Here is a 14334-nt window from a genome sequence, read left to right as displayed (position 1 = left end):
TACAACTAGTCGACACTCTGTTCTCAACGGCCGTGGCTGTCGGTGTAGGGCAGCAGGGCCAGGTAGCGGGCGCGCTTGATAGCGACAGCCAGCTGACGCTGGTACTTGGCCTTGGTACCGGTGATACGGCTAGGAACGATCTTGCCGGTTTCGGAAACGTAGGCTTTCAGGGTGTTGAGATCTTTGAAGTCGATCTCTTTCACGCCTTCAGCGGTGAAACGGCAGAATTTACGACGACGGAAGAAACGTGCCATGAATGTGGCTCCTCAATAGATCCGTGGATTACTCGTCAGCGTTGTTGTCGCTGTTGTCACCGTCTTCGCCTTCGGCGGATTCGGTTTCAACGCGCTCACGGCGCTCGCGGCGCTCGCTGCGGTTTTCTTCGGCCTTGAGCATCTCGGACTGACCGGTAACGGCTTCGTCGCGACGGATGATCAGGTTACGGATTACTGCGTCGTTGTAGCGGAAGTTGTCTTCCAGCTCGGCCAGGGCTTTGCCGCTGCACTCAACGTTCAGCATCACGTAGTGAGCCTTGTGAACGTTGTTGATGGCATAGGCCAGCTGACGACGGCCCCAGTCTTCCAGACGGTGGATTTTGCCGCCGTCTTCTTCGATCAGCTTGGTGTAACGCTCAACCATGCCGCCGACTTGCTCGCTCTGGTCCGGGTGAACCAGAAAGATGATTTCGTAATGACGCATGAATGCTCCTTACGGGTTGTAGCCTGCCAACAAAAGGTGGTCAGGCAAGGAGTGAATGACTCGTTCTGACTTGCCGAAGTGAAGGCGCAAAAGCGCCTGCCACGGCGGCAAGGGGCGACATTCTAGAGAAGCCCCCCGCCACACGCAAGGTGAACTGGTGATTATTTGAACAATCCGCGAGACCGCTCAACAAGCGCCAGGCGACGCCCATCAAGCCTACGCCTTGCGCGCGGCCTGGCGCTGGCGCACGGCCTCGAACAGGCACACGCCGGTGGCAACCGAGACATTGAGGCTGCTGACGCTGCCGCTCATGGGCAGCTTCACCAGATAATCGCAGTGCTCGCGCGTCAGGCGGCGCATGCCCTTGCCCTCGGCGCCCATGACCAGCACAGTAGGCCCGGTCATATCCAGCTGGTAGAGCTCCTGTTCGACCTCGCCAGCCGTGCCGACCACCCACAGCCCCTTTTTCTGCAGCTTCTCCAGGGTGCGCGCCAGGTTGGTTACCGCCACCAGCGGGATGACCTCGGCGGCACCGCAGGCCACCTTGCGCACGGTGGCATTGAGCGTCGCCGACTTGTCCTTGGGCACGATCACTGCCTGAGCACCGGCCGCGTCAGCCGTGCGCAGACAGGCGCCCAGATTGTGCGGATCGGTCACGCCGTCCAGCACCAGCAATAGCGCCGGGCCTTCGCCACGCTCGAGCAACTCGTCGAGCATGTTCTCACCCCAGACCTGGCTGGGACTGACTTCGGCAACCACGCCCTGGTGCACGCCCTCAGCCCACTCGTCCAGCTCCTGACGCTCCTTCTGCCCTACCGGCACCCGCTGCTGAGCAGCCAGCTCCAGCAGCGCCTGCACCCGCGGCGCGCTACGACTCTCGGCCAGCCACAACTGCTTGACCCGCTTGGGATGATGGCGCAGCAGCGCCTCGACGGCATGGACGCCGTAAACCTTTTCCAGCTGGCTCATCGCTTGGCCTTGCGCTTGCTCGGTTTGCCCGTGGCCGGCTTCTCGGTCTTGGGCGCCCCCTTGCGATGACTGGAGGCCTTGCCTGCAGCACCACTCTTGCCGCCGGCGGGTTTACCACCACCTTTTTTCGCACCGTCGAGCAGGGCTTTTTTCACATCGCGACTCTTCTGCACGTCGGTATTGCCCATGCCAGGCGCCTCAGCCCCAGACTTGCGCCCCGACGGCCCTGACTTCGCACGCGACTCGGCCTTACCCTCAGCCAGTTCGAAGTCGATCTTGCGCTCATCCAGGTCGACGCGCATGACCTTGACCGCCACGCTGTCGCCCAGACGGAAACTGCGCCCGCTGCGTTCGCCGGCCAAGCGATGGTGCACCGGATCAAAGTGGTAGTAGTCGGCGGGCAACGCGGTGACATGCACCAGGCCTTCGACATAGATATCCTTCAGCTCGACGAAGATACCGAAGCCGGTCGCTGCGGTGATGACGCCTTCGAAGATCTCGCCGACGCGATCCTGCATGAACTCGCACTTGAGCCAGTTGACCACGTCGCGGGTCGCCTCGTCGGCACGCCGCTCGGTCATCGAGCATTGCTCTCCCAGCTGCTCCAGCGCCGCCTCGTCGTACGGGTAGATGCGCGCCTTGGGCATGCTCGCCGCACCGGCGCGCTGCACATGCTTGGTCTCGCGCTTGGAGCGAATCACACTGCGAATGGCGCGATGCACCAGGAGATCCGGATAGCGGCGGATTGGCGAAGTAAAGTGGGTGTAGGCCTCGTAGTTGAGCCCGAAGTGGCCGTTGTTGTCGGCGCTGTACACCGCCTGACTCAAGGAGCGCAGCATTACGGTCTGGATCAGCTGGAAGTCCGGACGCTCCTGAATGCTGGCCAGCAGCTTCTGGTAGTCCTTCGGCTTCGGCCCTTCCTTGCCCTTGTGCAAAGCCAGCCCCAGCTCGCCGAGGAACGCCTTGAGCTTCTCCACCCGCTCGGCCGGCGGGCCGTCGTGCACCCGGTACAGCGAGGGAATGGAGTGATCCTGCATGAAGCGCGCAGTGGCCACGTTGGCCGCCAGCATGCACTCCTCGATCAGCTTGTGTGCGTCGTTGCGCTGGGTCGGGCGGATCTCGTCGATCTTGCGATCAGTGCCGAAGACAATGCGGGTCTCCTGGGTCTCGAAATCGATGGCGCCGCGCTCATGACGCGCCGCCAGCAGCACCTGGTACAGCGAATAGAGCTGCTTGAGGTGCGGCAGCACCTCTTTATATTCCTCGCGCAGCGACTTGCCTTCGCTACTCTTCGGCTGCTCCAGCATATAACTGACCTTGTTGTAGGTCAGACGCGCATGGGAGTGAATGACTGCCTCGTAGAACTGGTAGTCAACCAGCTCGCCAGACTTGGACATGCTCATTTCGCAAACCATGGCCAGGCGGTCGACATGCGGGTTCAGCGAGCACAGTCCATTGGACAGCTCTTCCGGCAGCATCGGCACAACGCGCTCGGGGAAATACACCGAGTTGCCACGCTTCTGCGCCTCTTCATCCAGCGCCGAGCCGACCTTGACGTAGTGCGACACGTCAGCAATGGCAACGTAGAGTTTCCAGCCGCCGGAGAACAGCTTCCAGCGGCTGCTGTTCTTCTCGCAATACACAGCATCGTCGAAGTCGCGGGCATCCTCGCCATCGATGGTGACGAACGGCAGGTGGCGCAGGTCGACGCGGTTTTCCTTGTCCTTCTCTTCCACCTGCGGCTTGAGCTTGCGCGCTTCTTTAATGACAGCCTCGGGCCAGACATGCGGGATGTCATAGCTGCGCAGGGCCACGTCGATTTCCATACCCGGGGCCATGTAGTTGCCGATCACTTCGACGATATCGCCCTGCGGCTGGAAGCGTGCAGTGGGCCAGTGCGTAATCCTGATCTCGACGAACTGACCGACCTTGGCGCCCGCGGTACGCCCGGGGGTGACCAGCACTTCCTGCTGGATCTTCGGGTTGTCCGCCTCGACGAAGCCGATACCGGCCTCCTCGAAATAGCGCCCAACGATGGTTTCGTGAGCCCGCTCGATCACCTCGACCAGGGCGCCTTCACGACGACCACGGCGATCCAGGCCGGAAACCCGTGCCAGGGCACGGTCGCCATCGAACACCAGACGCATCTGCGCAGGGCTGAGGAACAGGTCGTCGCTGCCGTCATCCGGAATCAGGAAGCCAAAACCATCGCGATGGCCGCTGATACGACCACGGATCAGGTCGAGCTTGTCCACCGGAGCATAGGTGCCGCGACGCGTATAGATAAGCTGGCCATCACGCTCCATGGCGCGCAGGCGACGACGCAGCGCTTCGAGCTGCTCGTCGGTGGTCAGCCCGAACTCTTCCACTAGCTCTTCACGAGCGGCAGGCGAACCGCGCTCGGACAGATGCTGGAGAATCAGCTCACGGCTGGGAATGGGGTTTTCGTACTTTTCCGCCTCGCGGGCGGCCTCGGGATCGAGGGATTGCCAATCGGCCATTAAATGAAAATACCTGTATGCATAAGTTTGCCTTCTGTCTATTGAAGCGCGAAACGGCACCGGGGGTCAGCTTTTCCCGCGACAATAATTTTTTCAGCGTCAGGGGTTTACAAGCAAAAACCGCGTCCGTATAGTTCGCGCCCACAACGTTGCTGAGACGTTGTAACACGGAAGCGACTGAGTAATCATAGTTTCCCGTGCCCAGGTGGCGGAATTGGTAGACGCACTAGGTTCAGGTCCTAGCGGTGGCAACACCGTGGAAGTTCGAGTCTTCTCCTGGGCACCACTCTTCAGAAGCCGAGCAGCTTGCTCGGCTTCGCTTTTAACGGAGCAGCTTCCGTACCGCCAAAAGCGATGAATGCTGCAAAAGTCGGCGAGCAATCGTCGCAATGTGCCCAGGTGGCGGAATTGGTAGACGCACTAGGTTCAGGTCCTAGCGGTGGCAACACCGTGGAAGTTCGAGTCTTCTCCTGGGCACCACTCTTCAAGAAAAAACCGAGCTTAGGCTCGGTTTTTTCGTTTCTGACCGACGAAAACCCTACGGCAGCGGAGCACTCCGCTGCCGTAGCGGCCTATCAGACCTTGAACTGGGCGAAACTGGCCTTGAGTTGGGCCACGAGAGCATCAACCACACGTCCGCTCGCCGCCGTCTCGCTCACCGCCTGAGCCGCCCGCTGCGCCTCGCTGTGGATCACTTCGACGCGGCCGCGCACCGCGCTGGCACCGTCGGCCTGATGCGCAGCGGAACGGGTCGCCGCATCGATGGCATCATGCACCTCGTCTACCGACGCCTGCACCGACTGCTGCAGGCGCGCACTGTCACGCAGGGCCTGCAGACCTTCCGCCGCTTGCCCGCCAGCCTGGCCAATCACGGCTACTGCTTCGCGCGCGCCCTGCTGCAAGGCCGTGATGTGCGCCTGGATATCGCCAGTGGATTGCTGGGTCTTGCTGGCCAGGGCGCGCACCTCGTCGGCCACCACCGCGAAGCCACGCCCACTCTCCCCTGCCCGCGCCGCTTCGATGGCCGCGTTGAGCGCCAGCAGATTGGTCTGCTCGGCAATGGACTGGATCACGGTGAGCACCACCTCGATCTGCTCGCTCTGCTGGGCCAGTTTCTCGATCACCGCCGAGCCGTTCTCTACCCGCGCCACCAGCGCCTCGATCAGACCGCCAACCTTGGCTGCAATGGCCGCATTCTCGTGAGCCGCCTGGCGAATCGCCGTGACGCGCTGCTGGGCATCGTGCATGGCCTGACTTTCGGTCTGCGCCGCCGCCGCCATCTCTTCCAGCGCCTGCAGGCTGCCAGCCACCTCGTCGCGCTGCCGCTCGGCCGCCGCTTCGGCCGCGGCGCTGCGTTGAGCCAGACTGCGAATCTCCTCGCCAGTGCGCTGCGCCACTTCACCCGCCTCACGCACGATCGGCTGCAGCTTGGCGATGAACTGATTGACCGCCGTGGCCATTTCGCCGACTTCGTCGCGACTGTCCAACTGCACGCGCCGCGTCAGGTCACCCTCGCCCGCCGCCAGATCCTTGAGCGCGGCAATCAGCAACTGCAGACGACTCAGCACCCGCCACCCCAGCACCAGCGCCACAGCAGCCAGCGTCAACAAGCCCACCACCAGCAAGCCACTGGCGATGCGCCAGCGCAGATCGCTAGCGGCCTGCTGCACGGTTTCGCTGCCGTTGCGCGCCATTTCCTCAGTGGCCTGTTCGGCTGCCTGCAGGCGCTGCTGCAGGGCCTGGGTACTTTCCTGAGCCGCCCCGGAAAGGCTCTGATCGACCAGCCGACCGGCATTGCCGACCAGGCCGGCGAAACGAGTGTCCAGCGCTGCCAGCTCCTGCTCGATGGCGTCCAGCGACATGCCCAACTGCACCTTGCCGATGGGCGACCCCATGGGATTGATCTCAACCTCGATCATATACACCTTGGGATCGCGCGAGGCGCCATCCACCAGCTTGTCCAGCCCGGTCTTGCCCTGGCCTGCCGCGATCAGCTCACGCACCCGCGGATTGCTGCGATCGAAATTGCGCGTCAGGCGCTTGCCCTCGGCGTCATAGAACACCGCGAACAGCACCGCCGGATCACGCTGAACGATACGGGTCAGCGCCGTTAGCGCGGGGGCGTCGTTATCCCAGATGGCCTTGGGCGCCACCCCGGCAAGCATCTGCGCGATGGAGCTGCCCGACTGCTTGAGGTTTTCCTCCAGCACTTTGCGCAGCTGCACCTGCTCGCTCTTCAGCTGACTGCTCAGGCCATCGCCGAGGCGCTCGCGGGTATTGCTGGAGAGCGCCGCCAGCCCCGTGCGCATTTCCTCTTCCGCACTGCCGAGCTCGTCGGCCAGGCGCTGACTTTCGCCACTCAGACGCCGAGTGAGATCGTTGACCAGTTCGTCGACCGTGGCACGGGTCAACCAGACGGCCACCCCTACCTGAGCCAGCATCGCCAGGCCCAGAGCAATGAATACCGGACGCAGCAGACGGCTGCGCAACAGCGAAAACAGAACGGACACTGCGGGAACTCCTTCCGGTCAGACGACCTTGATGCCAGTTGCATCGGCCGCCTCTTAAAAAGCTGTAATAAAGCAAGGTACAGGCCAGATGCCAGTATAAAAACAAAGCCCCGCTCGAAGGCGGGGCTGTGTCGAAGAACCGACGTGAATCAGTATTGCGGATTGCCGCGCAACTGCGCCTCGGCAGCCTTGGCCAGGTCCGGCGGCAGGAAGTCCTTGTCCGGGTCGTAGTCAGGCTTGAGGAAACCGGACAGCGCTTCCAGATCAGAGGGCGCCAGGGTGCCCGCCGCCTGCTTCAGACGCAGGTTGTTGAGGATGTAGTCGTAGCGGGCATCGTTGTAGTTGCGTACCGAGCTGTACAGCTGGCGCTGGGCATCGAGCACGTCGACGATGTTACGGGTACCGACCTGGTAGCCGATCTCGGTGGCTTCCAGGGCGCTCTGGTTGGAAATGATCGACTGCTTGCGCGCCTGCACGGTTTCCACGTCGGTATTCACCGCGCGGTGCAGGTTGCGGGTGTTTTCCACAACCTTGCGGCGCAGGCTCTCACGCTCCTGCTCGGTCTGGCTCAGGCGCTGGTAGGCTTCGCGCACCTGCGAGCTGGTCAGGCCGCCGCTGTAGATCGGAATGTTCAGTTGCAGGCCAATGGTGGTCTGTTCGGCATCGCCGTTGTAAGGCGAAGACAGGTCACTGTTGCTGAAGCCCAGCGCGTCGTTGTCGCCTTTCTGGTACTGGGCAACGGCATCCAGAGTGGGTGCATGGCCGGACTTGCGCTGACGCAGGGTTTCTTCGGCCGCATCCACTGCATAGTTGCTGGCCTGGAGATTGAGGTTCTGCTGGGCAGCGGTATCGACCCAGGCCTTGGCATCGTTGGGGGTCGGCACCAACACCGGCAGACTGTGCTTCACGCCTTCCAGCGAGCTGTACTCATGCGTCGTCAGAGTCACCAGTGCCTGGAAGGCGTCATCCACGGCACGCTGGGCGAGAATGCGGTTGGCGCGGGCAGTATCGAAGCCGGCCTGGGCCTCCAGCACGTCAGTCTTGTCCGACAGACCGACATCGAAGCGCTCATTGGCCTGGTCCAACTGGCGCTTGAACGCCGCTTCCTCGGCCTTGGTCGAGGCCAGGGTGTCCTGGGCGCGCAGAACGGCGAAGTAGGTTTCGGCACTCTGCAGAATCAGGTTCTGCTCGGTGGCGGAAAGCTGCAGGGCGGCCTGCTGATCAGTGGCCTTGGCCGCCTGGAACTGGAACCAGCGATCGGCGCGAAATAGCGGCTGGGCCAGGCTGGCACGGTAGGAAAGACCGCTACGGTCGGCATCCACATCATTGGCCAGACGGGTATCCACCTGGGTATTGGTATCGGTCAGATCGGCCCCGCCGGACAGGTTGGGCAGCAGACCGGCACGCGCCTGGGGCACCACCTCGCTGATGGCCTGGTAGTTGGCTCGGGCAGCAGCCAGGTCGGCGTTGTTCTTCACCGCTTCGTTATAGACAGTGACCAGGTCGGTCTTGGTCGCCAGGGAAGCGTCTTCGGCCCAGGCCATTGCGGAGGTGGCAGCAGCTACTGCGAGCGCCAGCGAGAGTCTGCGTAGCATGATCAGTCCTAGATGCAGGGAAGTCGGGCAAGGCTAAGGCTGCCGCTGGCGGTGGTCAAGGCGAGCGCAGCGCAACGGCAGGCCGGTTTACGGCAAGCTTTGTTGCCCAGCCGCAACAATACCAATGCTTTATATAGGCCAGCCCCCAGAAGCTGCCGACGAAAGGCACGCTAGAAACGAGCCCGCAATTGCTGTTGTGTACAATTTTTGATTAGACTGCCGCCAGTTCTTGTCGGGGTGCCCAGAATCGTGGGCTGAGATCGGAGAGTTCCGGATCCCGTTGAACCTGATCAGGTTAAGGCCTGCGTAGGGAACAAGATGTCCTCGCCCGCTTTCGGCGAGTCCTCTCGGCACCACCCGTGGTGCGCCTTCCGCCTTCAGGTTCGCTCCGACATCCCACCGAGGAGCCGAGCCGATGAGCGTCAAACAACAAGCGAAGAACCTTAGCGAGTCCGCCCAGGTCGACCAGCAGTCGATCCAGCCTTTCCCCCGTTCGCAGAAGGTTTATGTGCAGGGTTCGCGCCCGGACATCCGCGTACCGATGCGCGAGATCAGCCTGGACGTCACCCCGACCGCCTTCGGCGGCGAGATCAACGCCCCGGTCACCGTCTACGACACCTCCGGCCCCTACACCGACCCGAACGTCAACATCGACGTGCGCAAAGGCCTGGCCGACGTGCGCAGCGCCTGGATCGAAGACCGTGGCGACACCGAGAAGCTGCCCGGCCTGTCCTCCGAGTTCGGCCAGCGCCGCCTGAACGACGCCGAGCTGGCCGCCATGCGCTTCGCCCATGTGCGCAACCCGCGTAGGGCCCGCGCCGGCAAGAACGTCAGCCAGATGCATTACGCCAAGCAGGGCATCATCACCCCCGAGATGGAATATGTCGCCATCCGCGAAAACATGAAGCTGGCCGAGGCGCGCGAGGCTGGCCTGCTCAAGGAACAGCATGCCGGGCAGAGCTTCGGCGCCTCGATCCCGAAAGAGATCACCCCCGAGTTCGTGCGCAGCGAGATCGCCCGCGGTAGGGCAATAATTCCGGCGAACATCAACCACGTGGAGCTGGAGCCGATGATCATCGGCCGCAACTTCCTGGTGAAGATCAACGGCAACATCGGCAACTCGGCGCTGGGCTCTTCGATCGAGGAAGAAGTGGCCAAGCTGACCTGGGGCATCCGCTGGGGTTCGGACACGGTCATGGACCTGTCTACCGGCAAGCACATCCACGAGACCCGCGAGTGGATCATCCGCAACTCGCCGGTGCCGATCGGCACTGTTCCGGTCTACCAGGCACTGGAAAAGGTCGGCGGCATCGCCGAGGACCTGACCTGGGAGCTGTTCCGCGACACCCTGATCGAACAGGCCGAACAGGGCGTGGACTACTTCACCATCCACGCCGGCGTGCTGCTGCGCTATGTGCCGCTGACCGCCAAGCGCGTCACCGGCATCGTCAGCCGCGGCGGCTCGATCATGGCCAAGTGGTGCCTGGCGCATCACAAGGAGAATTTCCTCTATACGCACTTCGAGGAAATCTGCGAAATCATGAAGGCCTACGACGTCAGCTTCTCGCTAGGCGACGGCCTGCGTCCGGGCTCGATTGCCGACGCCAACGACGCCGCGCAGTTCGGCGAGCTGGAAACCCTCGGCGAGCTGACCAAGATCGCCTGGAAGCACGACGTACAGACCATGATCGAGGGCCCCGGCCATGTGCCGATGCAGCTAATCAAGGAGAACATGGACAAGCAGCTGGAATGCTGCGACGAGGCGCCCTTCTACACCCTCGGCCCGCTGACCACCGACATCGCCCCGGGCTACGACCACATCACCAGCGGTATCGGCGCCGCCATGATCGGCTGGTTCGGTTGCGCCATGCTCTGCTACGTGACGCCCAAGGAGCACCTGGGTCTGCCGAACAAGGATGACGTCAAGACCGGCATCATCACCTACAAGATCGCCGCGCACGCCGCCGACCTGGCCAAGGGCCACCCGGGCGCGCAGATCCGCGACAACGCCCTGAGCAAGGCGCGCTTCGAGTTCCGCTGGGAAGACCAGTTCAACCTCGGCCTCGACCCGGACACCGCGCGCAGCTTCCACGACGAGACCCTGCCCAAGGACTCGGCCAAGGTCGCCCACTTCTGCTCCATGTGCGGGCCGAAGTTCTGCTCGATGAAGATCACTCAGGAGGTGCGCGAATACGCCGCCGAGAACGGCCTGACCGACGAGCAGAAGGCCATCGAGGCAGGCTTTGCCGAGCAGGCCGAGCGCTTCAAGGACGAAGGTTCGGTGATCTACAAGCAGGTCTGACCGGCGCTGCTACTGGGGCCCCGCATTACTCGCGGGGCCTTTTTGTTTGCACCGAGAACGTCACTCAGCTGGCCTAGCGCCCGCCGGGAAAATAGGCGGGTTTGAAAACACCCTGGAGCTGGCCGTAGGGGATATACAGGGTCGGGTGACCGCTCTCGTAGGGGGCGATACGCTCGATCTCGTACTTGAGCATCACCGCGTTGCGCAGTGGCGCCACATTGGCGGTACGCACGAAGGGCCAGACCGCCTGAAATTCGGCGTTATCGGCCAGGCCATTCTGCTTCAGCCACTCCTGGTGGGCCTGGCGCACCTTCTCCCAAAAGGCCTCCTGCAACCCCGGCAGCAGCAGGTCGTCCAGGCCGACCACCCGGTCAAGCTCACGGTCGTAGGTCAGATAGGCACGCCCTGGCACACCACGCTTGCCACCATTGAAGCGATAACTGGACAGCTCGATCACCACCAGCCGGCCGTGCTGCTCCAGCACCTTGGCCTGCAGATAGCTCATCCAGCCGGGCTTGCCGCCAGCCAGAAACTCACGCTCATGGATGGCCAGCGACGGCGGCGGCGGGTCGCCCGGAAGCTCGATGGTCAGCTTGAGCAGCTCGCGCTCGATACGGGCATTGAGCGCCGGCATGCCGTCGAGCAGTTGCAGGTCGATATTGACCAGCGGGCAATCCTTTTCCAGGCACCCGGCGGGGCGATGCTCCCAGGCCTGGCGCGTGGTCGGCAAGGGCTGGCTGGCGCTGCCCGAAAGCAGCGACTGGCAGCCCGCAAGCAGGAAAGAAAGAGATAGCAGGCTGGCAACGGCGATGGAGCGCATGAACATTCCTTGAGCGGCGACGGGCGTTTCGACTGCAGGCGCCGGCATCTGTTCCGGGCGCGGGCGCCATTGTGGCTGGCGGCATGCTTCCATCCAAGCCCAGATCGGCGCCCGCAGAAAATCCACAGCGACTGAACGCCTCCATGTTCCTCTTGTCGCAATTGCCGGCGAAACTGTTTAGCCGGGGCCCACCGCGAGGCTACCATCGTGCCGCCAGACACTTGCCAAAGCCGCCGTGCGGCGCGCACATTCGTCATCAGCCAGCCGCACCATGCCGCACCAGAGGGGACATGCATGACCACACACGACGTCGAGGTGCTTCAGCGTGAGACCTGTTTCAAGGGTTTCTACCGCCTGGATCGTTTGCACCTGCGGCATCGCCAGTTCGCCGGCGGCATGGGCCCGCAGCTCAGCCGCGAACTGTTTGTACGCCACGACGCCGTCTGCGTGCTGCCCTATGACCCGCAACGCGACAACGTGGTGCTGATCGAGCAGTTCCGCGTCGGCGCCCTGGAGAAATCCGCCAACCCCTGGCTGATCGAGCTGGTTGCCGGCCTGATCGACAAGGATGAGGAACCAGAAGAGGTCGCCCGCCGTGAAGCCGTCGAAGAAGCCAATCTGACGCTCACCTCGCTATGGCCCATCACCACCTACTTTCCCTCGCCCGGAGGCTCGGACGAGCGCGTCTACCTCTACGCCGGCCGCTGCGACAGCGAAGGCGCCGGCGGCGTTCACGGCCTGGCCGAGGAAGGCGAAGACATCCGCGTGCACGTCTGGCCGCTGGAAGATGCCCTGCAGGCCGTGCGGGACGGGCGCATCAACAACGCCGCCAGCATCATCGCCCTGCAATGGCTGGCGCTGAACCGCGCCGAAGTGCGGGGGTTGTGGTCATGAACCTGTTGCGCGAGCGCTACCGGGTCGACCTGGTCGAACTGCAGGCCGCTTGCGAAGCCAACTATGCGCGCCTGTTGCGCCTGCTGCCGGACATGCGCGCCGCCGAGGGCGAACGTCGCGTGGCACTGAGCCAGGGCGACCAGTTGCTGGGCGTACTGGCGCTGCGCATCACCGAAAACTGCCCTTACACCACCACCCTGGAAGTACGCCAGGAGCACAGCCTGAGCTGGCTGCCGGTGCCCCGCCTGGAAGTGCGCGCCTACCATGACGCACGCATGGCCGAGGTGACGGGCGCGGAAAACGCCCGCCGCTTTCGCAGCATCTACCCCTACCCCAACGCCGCCATGCACCAGCCGGACGAGAAGAGCCAGCTCAATCTGTTTCTCGGCGAGTGGCTGAGTCACTGCATCGCCTGCGGTCACGAGCTGGAACCCGTCCTGTAATCGCAACCACACAAATGTGACCTGTTCGCGCTTGTCGGGTTTACCGAATCACGTTTCACCCACCATAATCCTGGGACATCGCTCAGGAGTAGGCCCTTGTCGCGCCCGTCATCCCTTGCCTCTGACCGCCCGATGCTGCTGGTGCAGCTGTCGGACAGCCACCTTTTTGCCGAGGACGATGGCAAGTTGCTGGGTATGAATACCCGCGACAGCCTGGAAAAGGTGATCGAAAAGGTTCAGGCCGAACAACCCGACATCGACCTGATTCTCGCCACTGGCGACCTGTCCCAGGATGGCAGCCTGGCCTCCTATCAGCGCTTCCATCACCTCACCACCGACCTCGGCAACGCGGCACGCTGGCTGCCCGGCAACCATGACGAAGTACCGATCATGCGCAGCGCCTGCGCCAACAGCGACCTGCTGCAGTCCGTGGTGGATCTGGGCCACTGGCGCATTATTCTGCTCGACTCCTCCATTCCCGGCGCCGTGCCCGGCTACCTGGCCGATGATCAGCTGGAGCTGCTGGAACAGGCCCTGAGCGAAGCGCCACAGCGCCATCACCTGATTTGCTTTCATCACCACCCGGTGTCCATCGGCTGTGCCTGGATGGAACCCATCGGCCTGCGCAATGCGGATGCCCTGTTCGCCGTGCTGGATCGCCATCCGCAGGTCAAGGCGCTGCTCTGGGGGCACATCCACCAGGAGTTCGACCAGCAGCGCAATGGCGTGCGCCTGCTCGCCTCGCCGTCCACCTGCGTACAGTTCGCCCCGGGCAGCGAGGAGTTCCAGGTCGACACTACGGCGCCCGGCTATCGCTGGCTGCGTCTGCACGCCGACGGGCAACTGGAGACCGGTGTGTCGCGGGTCACCGGCATCGACTTCGAGGTGGACTACAGCGTCAAGGGCTACTAAGCCCGCACGTCCGCGTGTCAATGCTTGCGGCTAGCGCCGCCTAGCTTGTAGCCTCCCGCTCCATGACTCCCAGCATCCTCTATATTCACGGCCTCAACAGCTCGCCGGCCTCGACCAAGGCCAGCCAGCTGCTGAAAGTCGCCGAACACTGCGGCATCGCCCAACAGGTGCGCGTGCCGGCCCTGCATCATCATCCGCGCCAGGCCCTGAGCCAGCTGCAGGCAGCCATCGGCGAACTGGGCCGCCCCCTGCTGGTCGGCAGCTCGCTGGGCGGCTACTACGCCACCGTGCTGGCCGAGCAGCATGGCCTGGATGCCGTCCTGATCAATCCGGCGGTACGCCCCCACCGGCTGTTCGGCGGCCAGGAACTGGAGCAGACCAACCACTACACCGGCGAATCCTGGCTGCTGACCCACGACCATGTGGCCGCCCTGCATGAGCAGGAAGTAGCCGAGCCGCGCGATGCCGTACGCTACCGCGTATGGCTGCAGACCGCCGACGAGACCCTCGACTATCGCCAGGCCGAAGCCTTCTACCAGGGCTGCCTGCTGGATATCCAGGCAGGTGGCGACCACAGCTACCAGGGTTTCGCCCAACGCATCCCGGAAATCCTCGAGCTGGCCGGCTTCGCCCCGACGCTCTGGGCCGATTTCGACTTTTCCACCCTTTGAAGAAGACCTGAACCGCTT

At 63.2% G+C, this 14334-nt stretch carries 11 protein-coding genes, 2 tRNA genes, 2 pseudogenes and 1 riboswitch; of the genes and pseudogenes, 7 read left to right on the top strand and 8 right to left on the bottom strand.

The genetic code is table 11. The features are described 5' to 3' along the window. Window positions 1-23 precede the first annotated feature (23 nt). From rpsR to rnr, 4 genes are all read right to left on the bottom strand, one after another. Window positions 24-254: a 30S ribosomal protein S18 gene (rpsR, locus tag ACF8C6_RS09955; RefSeq protein ID WP_043310391.1), complete on the bottom strand. Its 231-nt coding sequence runs from the start codon at window positions 252-254 to the stop codon at window positions 24-26. Window positions 255-282: 28 nt separating this feature from the next. Next, entirely contained in the window at window positions 283-699 is a 417-nt protein-coding gene (gene rpsF / locus ACF8C6_RS09950; RefSeq protein WP_277690595.1) for a 30S ribosomal protein S6, read from the bottom strand. A gap of 216 nt (window positions 700-915) precedes the next feature. Further along, window positions 916-1668, bottom strand: coding sequence for a 23S rRNA (guanosine(2251)-2'-O)-methyltransferase RlmB (rlmB, locus tag ACF8C6_RS09945; protein WP_392499123.1), 753 nt, complete (start codon window positions 1666-1668; stop codon window positions 916-918). Beyond that, window positions 1665-4169 (bottom strand): ribonuclease R, encoded by a 2505-nt coding sequence (gene rnr / locus ACF8C6_RS09940; protein ID WP_392499122.1) that lies wholly within the window; start codon window positions 4167-4169, stop codon window positions 1665-1667. Before rnr ends, rlmB begins: the two co-directional genes overlap by 4 nt. A 199-nt stretch (window positions 4170-4368) precedes the next feature. Between rnr and ACF8C6_RS09935 the strand changes: the two genes are divergently transcribed. Together ACF8C6_RS09935 and ACF8C6_RS09930 are read left to right on the top strand one after the other, a co-directional pair. Then, a tRNA-Leu gene (locus ACF8C6_RS09935) sits at window positions 4369-4455 on the top strand. A gap of 107 nt (window positions 4456-4562) precedes the next feature. Continuing rightward, window positions 4563-4649: transfer RNA gene (locus tag ACF8C6_RS09930), tRNA-Leu, on the top strand. A 95-nt stretch (window positions 4650-4744) separates the two neighbouring features. Here the strand turns inward: ACF8C6_RS09930 and ACF8C6_RS09925 are convergent. The 3 genes and pseudogenes from ACF8C6_RS09925 to ACF8C6_RS09915 all read right to left on the bottom strand — a co-directional run. Next, window positions 4745-5254, bottom strand: a pseudogene (locus ACF8C6_RS09925) (methyl-accepting chemotaxis protein); the annotation flags it as partial. Between the two features lie 348 nt (window positions 5255-5602). Continuing rightward, window positions 5603-5863 (bottom strand): annotated as a pseudogene (locus ACF8C6_RS09920) (HAMP domain-containing protein); the annotation flags it as partial. A 965-nt stretch (window positions 5864-6828) separates the two neighbouring features. Continuing rightward, window positions 6829-8274, bottom strand: coding sequence for a TolC family outer membrane protein (locus ACF8C6_RS09915; protein ID WP_392499121.1), 1446 nt, complete (start codon window positions 8272-8274; stop codon window positions 6829-6831). A gap of 223 nt (window positions 8275-8497) precedes the next feature. Beyond that, window positions 8498-8604: riboswitch (TPP riboswitch) on the top strand. A gap of 85 nt (window positions 8605-8689) precedes the next feature. On the opposite strand from ACF8C6_RS09915, the gene thiC reads away from it, so the two are divergent. Next, window positions 8690-10576 (top strand): phosphomethylpyrimidine synthase ThiC, encoded by a 1887-nt coding sequence (gene thiC, locus ACF8C6_RS09910; protein WP_392499120.1) that lies wholly within the window; start codon window positions 8690-8692, stop codon window positions 10574-10576. Window positions 10577-10649: 73 nt separating this feature from the next. Here the strand turns inward: thiC and ACF8C6_RS09905 are convergent, their stop codons facing one another. Next, window positions 10650-11396: a DUF3298 domain-containing protein gene (locus ACF8C6_RS09905; RefSeq protein WP_392499119.1), complete on the bottom strand. Its 747-nt coding sequence runs from the start codon at window positions 11394-11396 to the stop codon at window positions 10650-10652. A gap of 294 nt (window positions 11397-11690) precedes the next feature. Here ACF8C6_RS09905 and ACF8C6_RS09900 point away from each other — a divergent pair, with 294 nt between their 5' ends. From ACF8C6_RS09900 to ACF8C6_RS09885, 4 genes are all read left to right on the top strand, one after another. Continuing rightward, window positions 11691-12290, top strand: coding sequence for an NUDIX domain-containing protein (locus ACF8C6_RS09900; RefSeq protein ID WP_392499117.1), 600 nt, complete (start codon window positions 11691-11693; stop codon window positions 12288-12290). Then, window positions 12281-12733: a DUF1249 domain-containing protein gene (locus ACF8C6_RS09895; RefSeq protein WP_392499116.1), complete on the top strand. Its 453-nt coding sequence runs from the start codon at window positions 12281-12283 to the stop codon at window positions 12731-12733. Before ACF8C6_RS09900 ends, ACF8C6_RS09895 begins: the two co-directional genes overlap by 10 nt. 96 nt (window positions 12734-12829) lie before the next feature. Next, the gene (cpdA, locus tag ACF8C6_RS09890; protein ID WP_392499115.1) at window positions 12830-13645 is read left to right on the top strand and encodes a 3',5'-cyclic-AMP phosphodiesterase; all 816 of its coding nucleotides are present in this window, start codon (window positions 12830-12832) and stop codon (window positions 13643-13645) included. A 62-nt stretch (window positions 13646-13707) separates the two neighbouring features. After that, window positions 13708-14316, top strand: coding sequence for a YqiA/YcfP family alpha/beta fold hydrolase (locus ACF8C6_RS09885; RefSeq protein WP_392499114.1), 609 nt, complete (start codon window positions 13708-13710; stop codon window positions 14314-14316). Window positions 14317-14334 lie beyond the last annotated feature (18 nt).

It is taken from the genome of Pseudomonas sp. zbq_18, assembly GCF_043102245.1.
Taxonomy (GTDB): Bacteria; Pseudomonadota; Gammaproteobacteria; order Pseudomonadales; family Pseudomonadaceae; genus Aquipseudomonas.
Note: the sequence above shows the minus strand (reverse complement) of the source record. Positions and strands in the feature narration are given on the sequence as shown.